This window comes from Actinophytocola glycyrrhizae (genome assembly GCF_042653545.1).
Classification (GTDB): Bacteria; Actinomycetota; Actinomycetes; order Mycobacteriales; family Pseudonocardiaceae; genus Actinophytocola; species Actinophytocola glycyrrhizae.
Genome location: NZ_JBHSIS010000006.1, coordinates 339605 through 358142 on the forward strand (window position 1 = coordinate 339605; position 18538 = coordinate 358142).

At 70.7% G+C, this 18538-nt stretch carries 20 protein-coding genes; 8 read left to right on the forward strand and 12 right to left on the reverse strand.

The genetic code is table 11. From position 1 onward, the window contains the following. Nucleotides 1–32: 32 nt before the first annotated feature. On the reverse strand, nt 33–914 hold the full coding sequence (locus tag ACFPCV_RS12315; protein WP_378056235.1) for an LppU/SCO3897 family protein: 882 nt from the start codon (nt 912–914) through the stop codon (nt 33–35). Nucleotides 915–1003: 89 nt separating this feature from the next. On the opposite strand from ACFPCV_RS12315, the gene ACFPCV_RS12320 reads away from it, so the two are divergent. Then, nucleotides 1004–2665 (forward strand): DNA repair helicase XPB, encoded by a 1662-nt coding sequence (locus ACFPCV_RS12320; protein ID WP_378056236.1) that lies wholly within the window; start codon nt 1004–1006, stop codon nt 2663–2665. A gap of 559 nt (nt 2666–3224) precedes the next feature. Here the strand turns inward: ACFPCV_RS12320 and ACFPCV_RS12325 are convergent. From ACFPCV_RS12325 to ACFPCV_RS12355, 7 genes are all read right to left on the reverse strand, one after another. After that, nucleotides 3225–3662 carry a PPOX class F420-dependent oxidoreductase gene (locus ACFPCV_RS12325; protein WP_378056237.1) on the reverse strand — a complete coding sequence of 146 codons (438 nt, stop codon included), beginning with the start codon at nt 3660–3662 and terminating at the stop codon, nt 3225–3227. Nucleotides 3663–3675: 13 nt separating this feature from the next. Then, nucleotides 3676–4485 (reverse strand): serine hydrolase domain-containing protein, encoded by an 810-nt coding sequence (locus ACFPCV_RS12330; protein ID WP_378056238.1) that lies wholly within the window; start codon nt 4483–4485, stop codon nt 3676–3678. A gap of 19 nt (nt 4486–4504) precedes the next feature. After that, entirely contained in the window at nt 4505–5638 is a 1134-nt protein-coding gene (locus tag ACFPCV_RS12335) for a CapA family protein (protein WP_378056239.1), read from the reverse strand. 242 nt (nt 5639–5880) lie between these two features. Next, nucleotides 5881–6702: an SRPBCC family protein gene (locus ACFPCV_RS12340; RefSeq protein WP_378056240.1), complete on the reverse strand. Its 822-nt coding sequence runs from the start codon at nt 6700–6702 to the stop codon at nt 5881–5883. A 68-nt stretch (nt 6703–6770) separates the two neighbouring features. Continuing rightward, nucleotides 6771–7625 carry an FAD binding domain-containing protein gene (locus ACFPCV_RS12345; protein ID WP_378056241.1) on the reverse strand — a complete coding sequence of 285 codons (855 nt, stop codon included), beginning with the start codon at nt 7623–7625 and terminating at the stop codon, nt 6771–6773. After that, on the reverse strand, nt 7622–10066 hold the full coding sequence (locus ACFPCV_RS12350) for a xanthine dehydrogenase family protein molybdopterin-binding subunit (RefSeq protein WP_378056242.1): 2445 nt from the start codon (nt 10064–10066) through the stop codon (nt 7622–7624). The genes ACFPCV_RS12345 and ACFPCV_RS12350 overlap by 4 nt, the downstream gene beginning before the upstream one ends. Beyond that, nucleotides 10063–10581, reverse strand: a complete 519-nt coding sequence (locus tag ACFPCV_RS12355) for a (2Fe-2S)-binding protein (protein WP_378056243.1) — start codon at nt 10579–10581, stop codon at nt 10063–10065. The genes ACFPCV_RS12350 and ACFPCV_RS12355 overlap by 4 nt, the downstream gene beginning before the upstream one ends. Before the next feature lie 186 nt (nt 10582–10767). Here ACFPCV_RS12355 and rarD point away from each other — a divergent pair, with 186 nt between their 5' ends. Further along, entirely contained in the window at nt 10768–11709 is a 942-nt protein-coding gene (gene rarD / locus ACFPCV_RS12360; protein ID WP_378056244.1) for an EamA family transporter RarD, read from the forward strand. Between the two features lie 60 nt (nt 11710–11769). Here rarD and ACFPCV_RS12365 read toward each other — a convergent pair whose 3' ends face one another. From ACFPCV_RS12365 to ACFPCV_RS12375, 3 genes are read right to left on the reverse strand one after another with little or no spacing between them, the layout of a single operon-like run. Then, the gene (locus ACFPCV_RS12365) at nt 11770–12888 is read right to left on the reverse strand and encodes an XdhC family protein (RefSeq protein WP_378056245.1); all 1119 of its coding nucleotides are present in this window, start codon (nt 12886–12888) and stop codon (nt 11770–11772) included. Continuing rightward, nucleotides 12872–13990, reverse strand: coding sequence for a vWA domain-containing protein (locus ACFPCV_RS12370; protein WP_378056246.1), 1119 nt, complete (start codon nt 13988–13990; stop codon nt 12872–12874). The genes ACFPCV_RS12365 and ACFPCV_RS12370 overlap by 17 nt, the downstream gene beginning before the upstream one ends. A gap of 22 nt (nt 13991–14012) precedes the next feature. Further along, nucleotides 14013–14579: a helix-turn-helix domain-containing protein gene (locus tag ACFPCV_RS12375; RefSeq protein WP_378056247.1), complete on the reverse strand. Its 567-nt coding sequence runs from the start codon at nt 14577–14579 to the stop codon at nt 14013–14015. Here ACFPCV_RS12375 and ACFPCV_RS12380 point away from each other — a divergent pair. Continuing rightward, nucleotides 14578–15063, forward strand: coding sequence for a GNAT family N-acetyltransferase (locus ACFPCV_RS12380; protein WP_378056248.1), 486 nt, complete (start codon nt 14578–14580; stop codon nt 15061–15063). The genes ACFPCV_RS12375 and ACFPCV_RS12380 overlap by 2 nt on opposite strands. Nucleotides 15064–15544: 481 nt before the next feature. Here ACFPCV_RS12380 and ACFPCV_RS12385 read toward each other — a convergent pair whose 3' ends face one another. Continuing rightward, entirely contained in the window at nt 15545–16420 is an 876-nt protein-coding gene (locus tag ACFPCV_RS12385; protein WP_378056249.1) for an AAA family ATPase, read from the reverse strand. 78 nt (nt 16421–16498) lie between these two features. Here ACFPCV_RS12385 and ACFPCV_RS12390 point away from each other — a divergent pair, with 78 nt between their 5' ends. The 5 genes from ACFPCV_RS12390 (at nt 16499) to ACFPCV_RS12410 (ending at nt 18507) form a co-directional block, all read left to right on the forward strand. Next, nucleotides 16499–16693 (forward strand): PspC domain-containing protein, encoded by a 195-nt coding sequence (locus ACFPCV_RS12390; RefSeq protein ID WP_378056250.1) that lies wholly within the window; start codon nt 16499–16501, stop codon nt 16691–16693. A gap of 9 nt (nt 16694–16702) precedes the next feature. Further along, nucleotides 16703–17035 carry a hypothetical protein gene (locus ACFPCV_RS12395; protein WP_378056251.1) on the forward strand — a complete coding sequence of 111 codons (333 nt, stop codon included), beginning with the start codon at nt 16703–16705 and terminating at the stop codon, nt 17033–17035. A gap of 141 nt (nt 17036–17176) precedes the next feature. After that, the gene (locus ACFPCV_RS12400) at nt 17177–17779 is read left to right on the forward strand and encodes an RNA polymerase sigma factor (RefSeq protein WP_378056252.1); all 603 of its coding nucleotides are present in this window, start codon (nt 17177–17179) and stop codon (nt 17777–17779) included. After that, entirely contained in the window at nt 17776–18240 is a 465-nt protein-coding gene (locus tag ACFPCV_RS12405) for a carboxypeptidase regulatory-like domain-containing protein (RefSeq protein WP_378056253.1), read from the forward strand. Before ACFPCV_RS12400 ends, ACFPCV_RS12405 begins: the two co-directional genes overlap by 4 nt. 111 nt (nt 18241–18351) lie before the next feature. Beyond that, nucleotides 18352–18507, forward strand: coding sequence for a hypothetical protein (locus ACFPCV_RS12410; protein WP_378056254.1), 156 nt, complete (start codon nt 18352–18354; stop codon nt 18505–18507). Nucleotides 18508–18538: the final 31 nt, after the last annotated feature.

The following is an 18538-nucleotide window of genomic DNA, read 5'->3' on the forward strand; positions in this document are numbered from 1 at the left end:
CATCGGACGGTCGCGGAAGGAGGCCGAACCGCTTATGCCGTAGGCGATCCGAGACAGATCGTGAGCGGTGGCCGCGGGTAGGTGATGACCTCGCTGGTGGCTTCCGTGCACTGCGTCTCGTCGTCGACACCGTCGAGCACGTCGAGCACCTCGTGCGTGACGCCCGGCGCCGCGCAGTCCGCCCTCTTGTCCGCGGAACCGCTCACCTCGATGCAGTCGCCCTCGGACACGTTCAGCTGAAGGCACAGCAGCAGCTTGCCCTCCTCTGTGTACGAGACGTACTGGTCGTTCGGGCAGGAGCCGGTGTCGGTCTCCTCCCGCGTCGCGACCCGGTAGATCGCCTCCTGGGCCGAGCAGTCGACGGTCTCCACGTCCGCGTTGGTCGCGCTGGCGACGTTGACCTTGATGCAGTCGCCGGGCTGCGCCTCGATCGCCTCGCCGGGCTCCGCCGTCTCGTTCGCGGTCTCCTCGGCGGCGTCCTCGCCGGTCGACTCCCCCGCCGACGAGTCGGCCTTGTCCGAGGCCGACGTGGCCGTCCCGCCGCCTGCCGAGTCGTCGCCGTCCTTGTTGACGAAATAGAGCCCGGCACCGGCGCCGCCGAGCACCAGCAACGCGATCACGACGATGGCGACGACCATCCCGGTTTTCTTCTTCTCCGGCGGCGGTGGCGGTGTCGGCCCGCCGTACCCGGCGCCCGGCCACTGCTGGGTGGCGCCGTACTGCCCGCCGTACGGGTTCTGCGGCGCGCCGCCCAGGCGCTGGGTCTGATCGTTGGCGCCGCCGAGCGGACCGCCGTATTGTGGCTGGCCGTACTGCGGTTGCTGCGGCGGTCTCTGCTGGCCGTAGCCTCCCTGCCCGTATGGATCGTTGGGCTGCTGCCCATGGGGCCCCGGCGGGTAGGGAGGCGTCGTCATGCACCGCAATCTAGCGTTTGCGGGATTGAAATCGACGAGCCGGTTGTTGTGACATTTGCGATGTCAAAGCCGAGGGGATATTGCCAAAAGTGACCGACGGCCCACTGATCGTCCAGTCCGACAAGACACTGCTGCTCGAGGTCGACCACCCGAGGTCGAACGACGCGCGGATCGCCATCGCGCCGTTCGCCGAGCTGGAACGCGCACCGGAGCACGTGCACACGTACCGTGTCACCCCGCTCGCGCTGTGGAACGCCCGCGCGGCAGGCCACGACGCCGAGCAGGTGGTCGACGCGCTCACCGTGTACTCGCGTTATCCGGTGCCGCAACCACTGCTGATCGACATCGTCGACACGATGGGCCGGTTCGGCAGGCTCCAGCTGTCCAACCACCCGGCGCACGGTCTCGTGATGACCACGATCGACCGCGCCGTGCTCGAGGAAGTGCTGCGGCACAAGAAGATCGCCCCGATGATCGGCGCGCGCATCGACGACGACACGGTGGTCGTGCACCCGTCGGAACGCGGCCGTCTCAAGCAGGTGCTGCTGAAGGTCGGCTGGCCCGCGGAGGACTACGCCGGGTACGTCGACGGCGAGGCACACCCGATAGAGCTGGCGGAGGACGGCTGGTCGCTGCGCGACTACCAGCGACAGGCGGCGGAAGCGTTCTGGGCGGGCGGTTCCGGCGTCGTCGTGCTGCCCTGCGGTGCGGGCAAGACACTGGTCGGCGCCGCGGCCATGGCGCACGCGAAGGCGACCACGCTGATCCTGGTGACCAACACGGTCGCTGGCAGGCAGTGGAAGCGCGAGCTGGTGGCGCGGACGTCGCTGACCGAGGACGAGATCGGCGAGTACTCCGGTGAGCGCAAGGAGATCCGCCCGGTCACCATCGCCACCTACCAGGTGATGACCCGAAAGTCGAAGGGCGAGTACCGCCACCTCGACCTGTTCGACTCCCGCGACTGGGGCCTGGTCGTGTACGACGAGGTGCACCTGCTGCCCGCACCGGTGTTCCGCATGACCGCGGACCTGCAGTCGCGCAGGCGCCTGGGCCTGACGGCCACACTGGTCCGCGAGGACGGCCGCGAAGGCGACGTCTTCTCGCTGATCGGCCCCAAACGCTACGACGTGCCGTGGCGCGACATCGAGGCACAGGGCTGGATCGCGCCCGCGGAGTGCATCGAGGTCCGCGTGACCCTCACCGATGCCGAACGCCTGTCGTACGCGACCGCCGAGCCGGAGGAAAGGTACAAGCTCTGCTCCACTGTGGACACGAAGGTCCCGGTGGTGAAGAAGATCCTCGCCAGGCACCCGGACGAACCGACGCTGGTCATCGGCGCCTACCTGGACCAGCTGGAGGCCCTCGGCGCCGAGCTGGACGCACCGGTGATCCAGGGCTCCACCCGCAACGCGGAACGGGAGCGCCTGTTCGAACAGTTCCGGCGCGGCGAGCTGCGGACCCTGGTGGTGTCGAAGGTCGCGAACTTCTCCATCGACCTACCGGAGGCCACGGTCGCGGTACAGGTGTCGGGCACGTTCGGATCAAGGCAGGAGGAAGCGCAACGGCTGGGAAGGTTGTTGCGCCCCAAGGAAGACGGCAGGCAGGCCCACTTCTACTCGGTGGTCTCCCGCGACACGCTGGACACCGACTACGCGGCACACCGCCAACGCTTCCTGGCCGAACAGGGCTACGCCTACACAATCCGCGACGCGGACGACTTCCTGGGCCCAGAACTGCCGTCGGTGGGCTAACGCCCCGAAAGCGTCGTTCAGGACCATGACACCGGCGCCCGCGCAGCGGCGCCGGGCACGCAGCGCCCTGCGGGCAGCGCCCGGCGGGGCCGCCCGCAGGGCGGGCCAGTGCCGTGAAAGGCGCGTGCACGGCACAACGAGTGCCGTCAATGGGCCATTCACGGCGCTGAACGCCGTCAATGCGCCTTTCACAGCACTACCAACGCCGTCAACGCGCCTTTCACAGCACCAAACCCCCGGGCGCTACGCGCCGAGCCCGCGCAGCGGGCCCCGCAGGGCGGGCCGGTGCCGCGAAAGGGCGCGTTCACGGCATATCGAGTGCCGTGAATGGGCCATTCAGGGCGCTCAGCGCCCTGAACGCGCCTTTCAGGGCATTGCCACGCCGTCAACGCGCCTTTCACAGCACTAAATCAGGGCCCCGCGAAGCGGGTCTCTGCCTGCGCAACCCCCACCCGAACCCGGGGGCGTCCCGCCATGCCAGTCTACCGGCCCCCACCGACAAAACAAGGGCCACAAGCCAACCTGTGGATAACCACGACGGCTGTGGACAACTCGACCGTCAGTCGGCGATTTCCGCCAAGGCCACGACCTTGGTGATGCGCGCACGGATCAGCAGTTCACCCGCCACCGCGTTGCGCTTGCCGAACGATTCGGCCTGACCGGCGCCCATGTAGCGGCCGGCGAGGCGGATGGCCCAGGTGAGCATCTCGTCCAGGTCCTCGGAGACGGTCGCCTCCGCCTGGAGTTGCACGAAGGAGAACGGTGGCTCCTCGACGTCCACGACCATCGACAGCCGGGGGTCGCGCCTGAGCGCGTGGCCCTTGGCCGTGTCGGCGCCGGTCGTGAAGACGATGTGGTCGCCGTCGTCGTCGGTGTCGATCAGGAACCAGATCGGGGCGACGTGCGGCGCACCGTCCTTGCGTACCGTCGCGAGCTTGCCGGTGCGGGTGCCGTGTGAGACGAACGCCAGCCATTCGTCGCGGTCCATGTGATGCATGGACCCGATCCTGCTACAGCTCGGCGAGTACCGCGTCCGTGAAATCCGGCCACGTGTCGATGGCCCACTGGCCGAAGGCGCGGTCCGCGAGGGCCACGCACGCGGCACCGGCGTCCGGGTCGACCCACAGGAACGTGCCGGACTGCCCGAAGTGGCCGAACGTGGCGGGCGAGCTGTTCTCACCGGTCCAATGTGGACCCTTGTGGTCGCGGATCTCGAAGCCGAGACCCCAGTCGTTGTCCTTCTGGTAGCCGTAGCCGGGCAGCACCCCCGACATGCCGGGGAACGCCACCGACGTCGCCTCGTCCACTGTGGACCGTGAGACCAGCGTTGGCGACTGGAGTTCCGCCGCGAAGCGGGCCAGGTCGGCGCACGTCGACACCGCGCCCGCACCTGCCGTGCCTGCCAGGCGGGAGGACTCCATGCCGAGCGGCGCCAGCACCGCCTCCGTCAGGTACTCGGCGAACGGGATGCCCGACGCCTCGTGCACGGTGTCGGCCAGCACCTCGAAGCCCGCGTTGGAGTACATCCGCCTGGTGCCGGGCTTGGCCATCACCTTGTGCTCGTCGAACGCGAGGCCCGACACGTGCGCGATCAGGTGCCGCACCGTGGCGCCCTCCGGCCCGGCGGGCTGGTCCCACTCGACCGCGCCCTCCTCGACCGCGACCAGCGTGGCGTACGCCGTCAGCAGCTTCGTCACCGAAGCCAGCTTGAACTCGCGTTGCTGCGGGCCCGCGGACCCGACCACGGCACCCGCCGCGGACACGACCGCGACCGCCGCGTTGTCCACCGGCCACTCGGCGACCGCACGCACACTCTCCATGGGAACCGACGTTACGACCTCATGGCCGCGTGAGTCCCGGCGGGTCGAGGGACATCACAACCCCGTCGGTGCGGTCGAGTGCCTCCTGCCTGCGGCCCGCGTCGACGCTGTCGTCGGTGGTCAGGTCCTTCAGCCGGATCGGCGGGCCGAGGTCGACCAGCGTCGGGACGTACTCTGCCTTGTCGACCCGCCAGCCGACGTCGGACTTCGTGAACCGGAAGCGCGCGATCAGGCCCTCCTCGGTGGTGCCGCGCGGCTCCGCGTGCTTGGCGACGGAGTTGCCGAGGCCGTAGGCCACCCACTTGTCACCGAACTTCTCGAACGGCTGCACCACGTGCGCGTGGTGCCCGATGATCAGGTCGACGGCCGGGTCGGCGAGGATCGCCGCCGCCGTCTCGCGCTGGTCGGCGGTCGGTTCGTGCTGGTCCTCGATGCCCCAGTGCAGGCTCGCGATCACCACCTCGGCGCCCGCCGACCTGGCGTCCCATGCGGCGTCGAGCACACCGTCGACGCTGATCTCGTTGCCCATCCACGGCTCCGGCTCCTCGGTGCCCTGGTTGTAGGCGAACGTGAACGACAGCTGGCCGACCTTGACGCCGTTGACCTCGGTGATCAGCGGCGTGTCCGCCTCCTGCTCCGTCCGCGCGGAGCCGGTGTGCCCGATGTCGACGGAGTCGAGCACGTCGAGCGTGGTGGCCGCGCCTTCCGCACCGTGGTCGAAGGTGTGGTTGGAGGCGGTGGTGCAGGTGTCGTACCCGGTGGCGGCGACGGCCTGCGCGACCTCGGGCGGGGCGTGGAACAGCGGATAGCCCTCGAAGGGCCCGTCCTCGGTGGCGAGCGGAACCTCCATGTGGCAGATCGCCAGGTCAGCGGCCTCGATCACCGGTTTGATGCCCGCGAAGAGGGGTGTGAAGTCGCGGGCGCCGCCGCCGTCCTCCTCGGCCTGCTCGGTCAGCGCCGGGTGGATGAGCACGTCTCCGGTGGCGACGACGGTGAACGAGCCGGGGGGCCTGGCGGCGGGGTTCTCCTGCGGGGTGACGGTCGCCGGATGGAAGGGCGGCACCGGTTCGCCTGGCTGGACGGCTGTTCCCGCGCAGCCGGAAACGAGGAGAGCCACCCCGCAGAGCCCCAGCATCCGCCGCACCAGGGCCATAGTGCCGGGCTTGGGAGCGCGGCTCAACCCTGGACTGGTGTGGCCTCCGGCCCCCGTTCACCAGTCTACGGGCAGGGACCGACAGTCCTGGCTGGTCGGGGGCGTGGCTGTGGACAACCGGGCCACCGGTGGAAGACCGCGGCCAGGACCGCCGTTCCCACCGCTTTCTGTCGGTGCCGTGCCGTAGCGTGGTTCGAGGGGGCCGGAGGCCATCCCCGGCGTACGGCACGGGACGAACCGGCCTAACGGTGACGGCGGCGCAGCCCCAGGAACACCAGCACCGCGACGGCCACCGCCGCCAGCGGGGCCACCCGCTTCAGCACCGAGGGGCCCGCGAACGCGAGCAGGTCGATCGGTTCGTTCTCCGGTTCCGGGACCGCGGACAGCTTCGGGCGGGCGGCCGGCGGGGCGTGTTCGGCTGCCGCCTCGCCCGCCTCCCTTCCGGTGGCCACCGCCTCGGCGCGGGCGGGGGACGCCGGGTGCGGGGCGGGTGCGGCGGCGCCGCGTTCCGCCGCCGGGAGCTGGGCTGTCGGCGCCGACTCCGCCGCGGACGGGGCGTCCGGGCGTTCCTTCTCCACGACCGACAGCTTCGGGGTCTCCGCCGCTTCCGCCGGGGTCGTCGAAGGGGCCAGCTTCGACGCGAGGCAGGTCGCGAACGTGTCCAGGATCTTGCCACCCACCTCCGCGATGAGCCCCCGGCCGAACTGGGCGGGCTTGCCCGTGATCGACAGGTCGGTGACGACCTTGCCGATCGTCGCGGCGCCGTCCGCCTCCAGGGACACGTTGACGGTGGCCGACGCGGTGCCGTTGCCTCTCGCGTCCTTGCCCGCCGCCTTGATCACGACCGTGCGTGCCGACTCGTCCTTCGACAGGAACTCGCCGCTACCCTTGTACAGCAGCGAGATCGGGCCCAGCTTGACCTTCACCGAGCCCTTGAACGTGTCCCCGTCCACCTCCACGAGCGTCGCGCCCGGCATGCACGGTGCCACCCGCTCGGGGTCGAGCACCGCCTGCCACACGGTGTCGAGGTCGGCGGGCACGGTGAACGAGTGCTCCAGCTTCACTGTTACTCCTCAGGCGACGTTGACGGGCGGCGCCTCCGGGACGGAAGCGCCGCCCTGTTGTCCCAACCCTATGCGCCAACCGCGGCGCTCACCGCCCGAGAGGTCAGCACCCTGGCGAGGTGCCTGCGGTAGTCGGCGTCAGCGTCGGCGTTGGACGGCGGTGCGGTGCCCTCCGCCGCGTGTGCGGCCGCGTCGCGGATCGACGCCGCCGTGGCCGGCCTGCCGACCAGCGCCTGCTCGACCGACGTGGCCCGCACCGGGGTCGCGCCCATGTTGGTCAGTGCGACGCGGGCCTGCGCGATCGTGCCGCCGTCGACCCGCACGGCCGCCGCAACCGCGACGATCGACCACGCCTGCGCGACCCGGTTGAACTTCTCGTAGTGGGCGCTCCACCCCGTCGTCTTCGGCACCCGCACCTCGACCAGCAGCTCACCCGGCCGCAGCGCGGTGGTGAAGAAGTCGGTGAAGAACTCGGCGGCTGGCACGGTCCTGGTGCCGTCCATGCCGCGCACCACCATCTCGGCGTCCAGCGCGAGCACGGGTGCGGGCAGGTCACCGGCCGGGTCCGCGTGTGCGAGGGAGCCGCCGAACGTGCCCCGGTGCCGCACCTGCGGGTCCGCGACCGTGTTCGTGGTGAGTGCCAGCAGCGGGGCGTGTTCGGCGATGAGCGCGTCGTGCTGCACGTCGTAGTGCGTGGTCATCGCGCCGATCACCAGCAGGTCGCCGTCCTCGCGCACACCGCGCAGCTCCGCGATCTTCCCGAGGTCGATCAGCTTCGACGGGGCCGCGAGACGCATCCGCAGCACGGGCAGCAGGCTCTGCCCGCCCGCGATGACCTTCGCGTCCTCGCCTGCCTCGGACAACGCGCGCACCGCCTCGTCCACTGTGGTCGGTGCGACGTAGTCGAACGCGGCCGGAATCACTGCGCGCCTCCCGTGGTGTCGATGGAGCCGAGGCCGCCGCCGGCCTCGTCGCCCAGGCCGCCCGCGTCGGTCTGCCCGGTGTTGATCGCCTGCCAGACCCGCATCGGCGTGCACGGCATCTGGATGTCGCGCACCCCGAGGTGCCGCACGGCGTCGACCACCGCGTTCACCACGGCCGGGGTGGACGCGATCGTGCCCGCCTCGCCGACCCCCTTGACCCCCAGCACGTTCGACGTCGCCGGGGTCTCGGTGCGGTCGGTCGTGAACGACGGCAGGTCGGCGGCGGAGGGCACGAGGTAGTCGGCGAGCGTGCCGGTGGTGAGCGTGCCCGACTCGTCGTGCACGGCCTCCTCGAACAGCGCCTGCGCGATGCCCTGCGCGAGCCCGCCGTGCACCTGGCCCTCGACGATCAGCGGGTTGACCACCCTGCCGATGTCGTCGACGCACACGTACTCGCGGATCTTGGTCCCGCCGGTCTCGGTGTCCACCTCGATCGCGCACAGGTGCGTGCCGTGCGGGAAGGAGAAGTTCTCCGGGTCGAACGTGGCCTCCGAGTCCAGGTTGGGTTCCACGCCGTCGGGCAGGTCGTGCGCGGCGAACACCGCGAGCGCCACGTCCTGGATGGACACGCCCTTCGCTTCCGCGCCGGTCCCGCGCACCCGGAACGAGCCGGCGTCGAACTCGACGTCGTCCTCACCCGCCTCCAGCATGTGCGCGGCGATCTTCGCGGCCTTGGCCTTCACCTTGTCCGCCGCCTGCACGACCGCCATGGCGCCGACGGTCAGCGACCGCGACCCGTAGGTGTCCATGCCCTTGTGCGAGGACTGCGTGTCGCCGTGCAGCACCTCCACGTCCTCGAAGGGCACCCCGAGCTGGTCGGCGACGATCTGGCTCCACGCCGTCTCGTGGCCCTGGCCGTGCGGCGAGGATCCGGTGACGACCTCGACCTTGCCGGTCGGCAGCATGCGGATCGCCGCGTGCTCCCAGCCGCCCGCGCCGTAGGACAGTGAGCCCAGCACTCGGGACGGCGCGAGGCCGCACATCTCGGTGAACGTGGAGACGCCGATGCCGAGCTGGACGGTGTCGCCCCGGTCGCGGCGCTGCGCCTGCTCGGCACGCAGCGCGTCGTACCCGAACAGCTCCATGGCCTTGGCGGTCGCGGCCTCGTAGTTGCCGGAGTCGTAGGTCAGCCCGCACACCGTGGTGAACGGGAACTCCTCGTGTCTGATCCAGTTCTTCTCCCGGACCGCCACGGGGTCCATGCCGACCTCGGTGGCCAGCTCGTCCATGAGCCGCTCGATGGCGTAGGTCGCCTCCGGCCGGCCCGCGCCGCGGTAGGCGTCGGTCGGGGTCTTGTTCGTGAACACGTTGGTGCACACGAACCGGTAGGCCGGGAACTTGTAGATGGCGTTGAACATGAACGCGCCGAGGATCGGCACGCCCGGGGTGACCAGGCGCAGGTAGGCGCCCATGTCGGCGAGCAGCTCCACCTTGAGCCCGGTGACCGTGCCGTCGCGGCGGGCCGACAGGGTCAGCTTCTGGATCTGGTCGCGGCCGTGGTGCGCGGACAGCAGGCTCTCGCTGCGGGACTCGGTCCACTTGACGGGCTTGCCGAGCCGCCGCGCCACCAGGAACGTGAGGATCTCCTCCGGCGTGACCTGCAGCTTGCCGCCGAAGCCGCCGCCGACGTCCGGTGCGATCACGCGGACCTTGTGCTCCGGCACGGACAGCGTCATGGCGAGCATGAGCCGCAGGATGTGCGGGACCTGTGTCGATGACCAGAGCGTGAACTGCTCGCCGGTCGGGTCGCACATCACCGACCGCGGTTCCATGAACGCCGGGATCAGCCGCTGCTGCCGGTAGGTGCGTTCGATGACGACCTCGCTGCCTGCGATCGCGGCCTCGACGTCCTCGCCGGTGCCCGCCTCGTCCGAGTCGAAGACCCACGTGGCGCTCTTGTTGGTGCCGAGGTCCTCGTGGACCAGGTCGGCGCCGTCCTCGACGGCGGCCGCCATGTCGAGCACCACCGGCAGGTCCTCGTAGTCGACGTCGATCGCCTCGAGCGCGTCGGCCGCCTCGTAGGCGCTGCGCGCGATCACGACGGCGACGACCTCACCCGCGAAGTTGACCTCGTCGACCGCGATCGACGGCGCGTTGGGCGCCTTCATGTCCTCGGTGATCGGCCAGGCGCACGGCAGGCTGCCCTGCTCGTCGGCGAAGTCGGCGCCGGTGAACACGCCGATCACGCCAGGCAGCTCCCTGGCCAGGGAGGTGTCGATGTTCGTGATCCGCGCGTGCGCCATGGGGCTGCGCAGAGCCGCCATGTGCAGCAGGCCGGGCAGCGTCAGGTTGTCCGTCCAGCGGGTGCGCCCGGTGATCAGGCGCGCGTCCTCCTTCCGGCGGCGGGACCTGCCGACCTCCGGTTCGATCGTGGCGGTCACTGCGTGCCTCCCGTGGTGACCTGGCTGACCTGCTCGGCCTCGGGCCCGGCACCGCCCCGCATGTTGGACGCCGCGTCCCGCACGGCGCGCACGATGTTCTGGTAGCCCGTGCAGCGGCACAGGTTGCCCTCGAGACCTTCCCGTACGGCCTTCTCGTCCGGGTCGGGGTTGTCGGCGAGGAGGTCGAGCGACTGCATGATCATGCCGGGGGTGCAGAACCCGCACTGGAGCGCGTGGTTGTCGTGGAACGCCTTCTGCACCGGGTGCAGCCCGCCGTCGCGGGCGAGGCCCTCGATGGTGGTGACCTCGCAGCCGTCGGCCTGTACCGCGAGCACGGAACAGGACTTCACGCTGTGCCCGTCGAGATGGACGGTGCACGCGCCGCAGTTGCTCGTGTCGCACCCGACCACCGTGCCGACCTTGCCGAGCCGCTCTCGCAGGTAGTGGACGAGCAGTTGGCGAGGTTCGACATCGTCGGTGAACTTCGTTCCGTCAACGGTCACGGTGATGCGCATACGGCCTCCCTGCCGGGTGGTGGTCAGCTCGGGTCACGTGAGCGGGCTCACACCCTCAGAGCCTGCCCCTGCGAGGCCCCGGGGACAAGTCCGGCGGCGCCAAAGTGGACCTGACGGCGAAAAGGAACGGTGTGATCCTCGTTTAGTCGTTCGAGGACGATCGTTCGCATAGCTTAGGATTTTGTGGTGTCCTCCCCTTCCGTCGCTGGTCAGCGCACCGAACACGACGCCGAGCACCGGCGTGGTGTGCTCTTCGGCGTCACCGCGTACGGGATCTGGGGGCTCTTCCCGCTGTACTGGGCCCTGCTGTCGGCCTCTGGCGCGCTGGAGACCCTCGCGCACCGGATGATCTGGTCGCTGGTGGTCGTCGCGGGCGTGCTGCTGTGGACCCGGCGGTTCGGGACGTTCCGCGCGGTGCTGCGCAACCGGCGGCAGTTGCTGCTGCTCACCGCCGCGGCCGTGCTGATCGCCACCAACTGGGGCGTCTACATCTGGGGTGTCAACAGCGGGCACGTCGTGGAGACCGCGCTCGGCTACTTCATCGGCCCGCTCGTCTCGGTGCTGCTCGGCGTGGTGCTGCTCGGCGAACGGCTGCGGAAGGCGCAGTGGACCGCGGTCGCGCTCGGTGTGGTGGCGGTGGTCGTGCTGGCCGTCGGCTACGGCGAGCTGCCGTGGATCGCGCTGGTGCTCGCGTGCAGCTTCGCCACGTACGGCCTGGTCAAGAAGCTCGCGAACGTGGGCGCGGTCGAGTCGATGGCCGTCGAGACGAGCGTGACGCTGCTGCCCGCGCTGGCGTTCGTGGTGTTCCTGGAGGCGTCCGGGAACGGCACGTTCACCACCGGTGGCGTGGGCCACGCGCTGCTGCTGGTCGGCGGCGGGTTCGTGACGATGGTGCCGCTGCTGGCGTTCGGCGCGGCGGCCGTGCGGATCCCGCTGTCGGTGATCGGCCTGCTGCAGTACCTGACGCCAAGCCTGCAGTTCACGTTCGGCGTGCTGGTGTTCCGCGAGCACATGCCGCCGGAGCGGTGGCTCGGTTTCGCGTTCGTGTGGCTCGCACTGATCGTCCTCACGTTCGACGGTCTGCGCCGCCGCACCCCGCCCGCCATCGAACCGGAGCCGCTGCCCTGAAAGGCGCTTTCGGGACGCTCACCGCCCCGAAAGCGTCTTTCAGGGCATGGCATCCGCCCCTCACGGCTCGCGGTGGATGCGGCCGGTGGCCTCGGTCAGCCGCTTGCCCGCGCCGCCCCAGCGCAGCGAGATGATCTCCGCCGCGATCGACACCGCGGTCTCCTCCGGGGTGCGCGCGCCGAGGTCGAGGCCGATCGGCGACGCGAGCCGCGACAGCTCCTCCTCCGTCAGGCCCGCGTCGCGCAGCCGCGACATCCGGTCGTCGTGGGTGCGGCGCGACCCCATCGCGCCGACGTACCCGGCCGCGCAGCGCAACGCGACCTCCAGTACCGGCACGTCGAACTTCGGGTCGTGGGTCAGCACCGCGACCACCGTGCGCTGGTCGATCCGCCCGGCCTCGACCTCCGCTGCCAGGTACCGGTGCGGCCAGTTCACGATCACCTCGTCGGCGTCCGGGAACCGGCTCCTCGTCGCGAAGACGGGCCGGGCGTCGCACACGGTCACCCGGTAGCCGAGGTAGGAACCGAGCCGGGCCATCGCGGTCGCGAAGTCGATCGCGCCGAACACCAGCATGCGCGGCGGTGGCTCGAACGAGCTGACGAACACCGACATGCCCTCGCCCCTGCGCTGGCCTTCGGCGCCGTAGTGCAGCGTGCCGGTCCGGCCGGTGGCGAGCATGCCGCGGGCGTCGTCCGCGACCGCCGCCTCCGCACGCGCCGACCCGAGATCGCCCGCGGTCCGGTTCGGCCACACGACCAGGTGACGCCCGATCCGGGACGGGTCCGGGTGCGCCACGATCGTCGCGAGCGCCACCGGCTCCTCGGACCGGATCGACTTGGCCAGCTCGGCGAACTCCGGGAAGCTCGCCGCCGAGATCGGCTCGACGTAGATGTCGATGATCCCGCCGCAGGTCAGGCCGACCGCGAACGCGTCGTCGTCGCTCACGCCGTAGCGCGTCAGCACGGGGGTGCCGTCCTCGAGCACCTGCGTGCCGGCCTCGTACACGGCGCCCTCGACGCACCCGCCGGACACGCTGCCCGACACGGTGCCGTCCTGCGCGACGAGCATCGCCGCGCCCGGCGCGCGCGGCGCCGACGAGAACGTGGCGACCACGGTGCCGAGCGCGACCTTCTCCCCCGCCGAGTAGCGGCGCAGCAGTTCGTCAAGCACGTCCCGCACGGCGTACCTCCACAAGTAACTCCTCGAGCGTGGCAAGGCTGTGGCCGGCGAGCAGCCGGTCGAGGTGCGGCATGGCGGCGGCGATGCCGGACTGGACGGGCGCGTACCCGTCGCGGCCCGCGTGCGGGTTGACCCACAGCACCTTGTGCGCGAGCCGCCGCAGTCGCGCGACCTGCTCGCCGAGCAGGGCCGCGTCGCCACGCTCCCAGCCGTCGGAGAACACCACGACCACCGCCCGCCGCGCGAACCCCCGCTGCCCCCAGCGATCGAGGAACACCCGGATGGTCTCCCCCAGCCGGGTGCCCCCGGCGAAGTCCGGCACCGCCCGTGACGCCGCGGACAGCGCCTCCCGCGGATCCCGCTTGCGCAACTGACGCGACAGCCTGGTCAGCCGCGTTCCCACGGTGAAAACCTCGGTCGACGTGGGCGCGGCCCGGACGACGGCGTGCGCGAACCGCAGCAGCGCGTCGGCGTAGGGCGCCATGGACCCGGAAATGTCGAGCAGTAGGACCACGCGGCGTGGCCGCCGGATCCGGTCCTTGTAGGCCAGCCGGATGGTCTCCCCACCGGTGGCCCGCATGGCGCGGAGCACCCGCGCGGCGTCGAGCCGCCCCCGCCGCCGGGGCCGCGACCGCATCGACCGCCGCAGCGGCGGGGCGAGGTGCAGCGTGGCCATCAGCTCCCGCAGGTGCTCCCGCTCCACGGCGGTGAGTTCGGCGATGTCCCGGTGCCGCAACACTTCCGTGTCGCTGGCGGCGACCTTCAGCTCGTCGGTCTCCTGCTCACCCCGCCCGTCGCCGGACGTCGAGTCGGTGAGCGCGGCCATGGTGACGACCCTCGGCCTGACCGGCGCCGACCGCCGCCGCCGGGGTTCCTCGGCGGTGAACCAGGCAGCGAACGCCTCGTCGTACAGCGGAAGGTCGTCCGGCTCGGCACAGAGCGTCAACCGGCCGGCCCAGTACAGCTGACCGGGATCGGCGATGTCGAGTGCGCCGACGGCCCCGAGGTAGGCCTGCACGCGCTGGGCGTCCGCGGGCAACCCGGCGACCCGGAGGGCGGCGGCGAAGCCGGCCAGTCCGGTGAGGGGGTCCGCGGTGTCCACACAGCCATTGTGTACCCGCGCGTCAGCGACGAGGCCGCATGATGAGCGCCGCCACGTGGTACTCGCAGGTCAGGTCGCCGCGGTTGGCGTAGGAGTGGACCGCGTCGGCGGGGAAGTAGAGCGAGTCCCCGACGTCCAGGACGTACTCGCGGCCCCCGACCCCCAGGTGCAGCGTCCCGCTGGTGACGACGACGAACTCGTGCGACCCCGGCGCGTAGGCGGGGAAGTCCCCGGCGTCGGTGTGCGGCGGCAGAGTGGTCCGGATCCACTCGAAGTTCACCCCCGGCACGACGGGCGTGAGGATCGTGCGCCGCCAGCCCCCTTCGTCGACGGTGTCCTGCTGCCCGGCCCGCCGCAGGACGACCCGGTCGGTCTCCAGTTCGGCCACCAGCTGCGAGAGCCGCAGGTTGAGCCCGTCGGCGATCCGGTCGAGAACGACGACGGTCGGCGTCTTCTCCCCCCGCTCGACGGCCGACAGCATGCTCACGCTGACCCCGGTGGTCTGGGACAACTCGTGGAGACTCAGCCCGAGGTCGGTCCGCTTGGCGTGCACGAGCCGCCCGAGCTGTTCCTCTATAATACGTGCCATGTCCCCTATAGTGCGCGACGCGGTCCCGGAGGACGCCCCCGGGGTGGCTGCGGTGTTCGCGCCGTACGTGCGCGAGTCGGTGGTCACCTTCGAAACCGACCCGCCGACACCCGCGATGTGGCGCTCCCGCATCGAAGCACCGCACCCGTTCGTGGTGCTGACGATCGCGGGGGAGGTCAGCGGCTACGCGCTGGCCACCCCGTGGCGCCAGAAACCGGCGTACCGGCACACGGTCGAGACCACGGTGTACCTGTCCGGGACCGCGACCGGCCGGGGCCACGGCCGCCACCTGATGACGGAGTTGTTGAAGCGCTGCAAGGAAGACGGCTACCGCCAGGCCATCGCGGTGGTGGTGGCGGCCGATGACGGGTCGTCACTGCGCCTGCACGAGAAGCTGGGTTACGAACAGGCAGGCCGCCTGACCAAGGTGGGCCACAAGCAAGGCCGCTGGCTGGACACCCTGCTGCTGCAACGAGAACTGTGAGTCCACGCGGCGGCCGCGCACGGCGGCGGTGCTGGCGTAGGGCACGACGGCCGGGACACGGCCACCACGCGGACAACCTGACGCCGGCCGCGATGCACGGCCGACGCCAGGGCTGGTCCCCCGCCGCGACCATGGCCAGGTAGCGGGCCGGGCGCGAGGAACCCGTGAGTGGTTCGAGGGCGGCCGTCCACACCGGACCGTGAAGACGGAAGGGACGGCCGCCACAGCCACCGCGCCAGGCGAACACCGCGACCGGTCCACCGCGCAGGCGACTGTTCGGATCAGGGCGACGCTACCGCTCGCTCCCCCTGCGTTCGGTACTCATCTGCCCTCCTCCGGTGTGGCATGCCGGGAACGACTATCGCCCATCCCGGCAGGAAAAGCGACCGAATATTCCGCCAAGGAGGCACCGGCAGGGGATGACCTCCGGCCCCCGGAATCCAGCCTGCCGACGAACCCGGGGAAACCAGCCACGGGCTCCTCACCCGGCCAGGATCGCGTCCAGCCCGACAGCGACCACGCGCTGCGAATCCTCCCGGTACTTCAACACCGCCCCCAAAGTGGCGGCAGCGGAAGCAGCGTCCAGCTCGGTACGGCCCAGCGCGGTCAGGGCAGATGCCCAGTCCAACGACTCCGCGACCCCTGGCGGCTTCAACAACTCCAGCTCCCGCAACCGCCGCACCGCGGCGGCCACCTGCGTGGCCAGCCGCTCCGACACCGCGGGCAGCCGCCGCCGCAGAATGGCGACCTCCCGCCCCAGAGCGGGATGTTCCAGCCAGTGGTAGAGGCACCGCCGCTTCAAGGCGTCGTGCACCTCCCTGGTCCGGTTGGACGTGAGGATCACCAACGGCGGCACGGCGGCCCGCACCTCCCCCAGCTCGGGCACGGTCACCGCGTTCTCCCCGAGGATCTCGAGCAGGAACGCCTCGAACTCGTCGTCGGCCCGGTCGACCTCGTCGACGAGCAGCACGCAGGGCGACTCCTCCAGCGCCCGCAACAACGGCCGGGCCAGCAGGAACCGTCGCGAGTAGAGCGACTTCTCGGCGAGGTCGGAATCGAGGGCGCCACCCGACGCCGCCTCCAGCGCCCGCAGGTGCAGCAGCTGCCGGGGGAAGTCCCAGTCGTACAGCGCCTGGGTGAAGTCGATCCCCTCGTGGCACTGCAGCTTGATCAACGGCACCGACAGCGCCTGCGACAGGGCGACCGCGAGCGAGGTCTTGCCGGTGCCCGGCTCACCCTCGCAGAACAGCGGCCGCCCGAGCCGGTGGGCGAGGAAGGCCGCGGTCGCGATGCCCTCGTCCGGCAGGTAGCCGACCGACTCGAGTGCCGCCGACAGCTCATCAGGGGAAGTCACCACTCCCCGAGCGTAAACGCCAGGGTGCGACCAGGGTCGATCCCTGATGGCGGCGGCCCCCGGAGCCGCCACTGTGGAGTCATGAACACCACCACTGTGAAGCTCCGCCGCAGCCGTGACGACCGCATGGTCGCCGGGGTGTGCGGTGGCATCGCCAAGATGTTCGGCATGGACGCGGCGCTGGTCCGGATCCTGCTGGTCGCCGCGACGCTGCTCGGGTTCGGCACCGGCGCGATCCTGTACCTGGTCGCCTGGGCGGCCGTGCCGGAGGAATAATCGGCGGCCGTGGCCACGAAGCGGACGTTCTCCCAGCCCGGCACCGCCAGGGCGCTCGTCCTGCTCGCCTCCGCGCTCGCCATGGCGGGGGCCGCGCTCACGTTCCTGCTCGCGCTCGTTTTCGGGCCCGCGCTGCTCGACCGGCAGGGCCTGACCGGCACCGTGCTGGCCGCGACCGCCATGTTCAGCGGGTTGGTGCTGGTCAGCGCGGTGGTCGCGAACCTGCTCGCGCTCCGCGTCAGGTCGACCCGGGGTATTGTCGGCGTCGGCTGCGGCACTTTGCTGGCCGGTGTGGTCATCGGCATCGGAGTGTTGCTGTTGGTGATCGCCAGAGCGGGCTGAACCACCCGAATGGCCGGTATCTACGTCACCTACCGACGCTCTTGAACGTAAGAGCCCCCACGGGGTGACGTGGACAGGAACGGATTGGCACCATGAGCGGGTGCCACGAGCAGGACGACCCTCGGAGCGGGGTGGGAAGCGGTGACGGAACTGCAGACCGCAAGCATGGTCAAACCTTGGGCTGAGCTCGAGGGGCGGGACCGGCACGCGGCATGCATGCTGGCCGCGCGGGACGGTGACAAGGAGGCGTTCGACGCCCTGGTCACCGACCTCGCGCCGTTGGTGTGGCACGTCGCCCGCGGCAGCGGCCTCGACCGCACGACCGCGGAGGACGTGGTGCAGACGGTGTGGCTGGCGCTGCTGAAGCACCTGCACCGGCTGACCGAGCCACGCGCGCTCGCCGGCTGGCTGATCACCACCACCCGCCGCGAGGCGTACCGGGTACAACACCGCTCGAACGGGACCGTGGAGCTGTCACAGGAGATGGCCGAGCGCACGCCCACCACCGATCTGTCCCCAGAACACGAGGTGCTCCGCACGGAGCGGGACCGCCAGCTGTGGTCCGCGTTCCACAAGCTTTCGCAGCGCTGCCAGGAGTTGCTGCGGCTGACCGTGATCGCGGGCCGGGCGGAGTACCGCGCGGTCGCGGAGGCCCTGCACATGCCGCACGGGAGTATCGGACCGACACGAGGGCGCTGCCTGAACAACCTGCGCTCGCTGTACGACGGGGACAGTGGATCATGAGAACGAACCACACTGACGACGACCTGATGGCCGAGGTGGCGCGGCTCGTGAACGAGCTGGACCCGCCACCCGCCGGCCTGGTCGAGAGAACCCAGTTCGCCGTGGCCCTCGACGACATCGACCGCCACGTCGAACTGGAAGTCGCACAGTGGGCCCACGACCGGCCGCTTGCCGGCGTGCGCGGTGGCCTGCCCGGCACCATCACGTTCTTCGTCGGCGACCTGACCGTCATGGTCAACGTGACCCGCACCGGCGAACGGCAGCGCATCGACGGCTGGCTCGTGCCCGCCGGAGCCCACGGCGTCGAGGTCCGCGTCGCCGACCACGACTCCGCGGTCACCACCGCCGACGAGGGCGGCCGCTTCGTGCTCACCGAGGTCCCCAGGGGCACCACCCAGCTACTTGTACGCATGAACGCGGAGCAGTCACGCACCGTGGTCACGCCAACGGTTGATTTGTAACCCGAATGGCCCCCATCTCCCCCGAACGGCAGATATCCTGCTGTATCTCACTGTGAATGCTTGCCTCTTTTGTAGGTGAACACGCAGCATTCCGACGAGGGGAGATCAGGAATGACGGAGACCAAGGCCACCAAGGAGCCGATCAACCCGCAGGCACCGTGCGGCGAGTGCGGGTCGACGGCCCACACCACCGGCCACCACGAGGGCAACGCCGAACCGATGGGCCACCACGAGGGAAACAGCATCCCGACCGGAACGCCCGCCTGACGATCACCCGCCCCGACATCGCGCGCGGGGT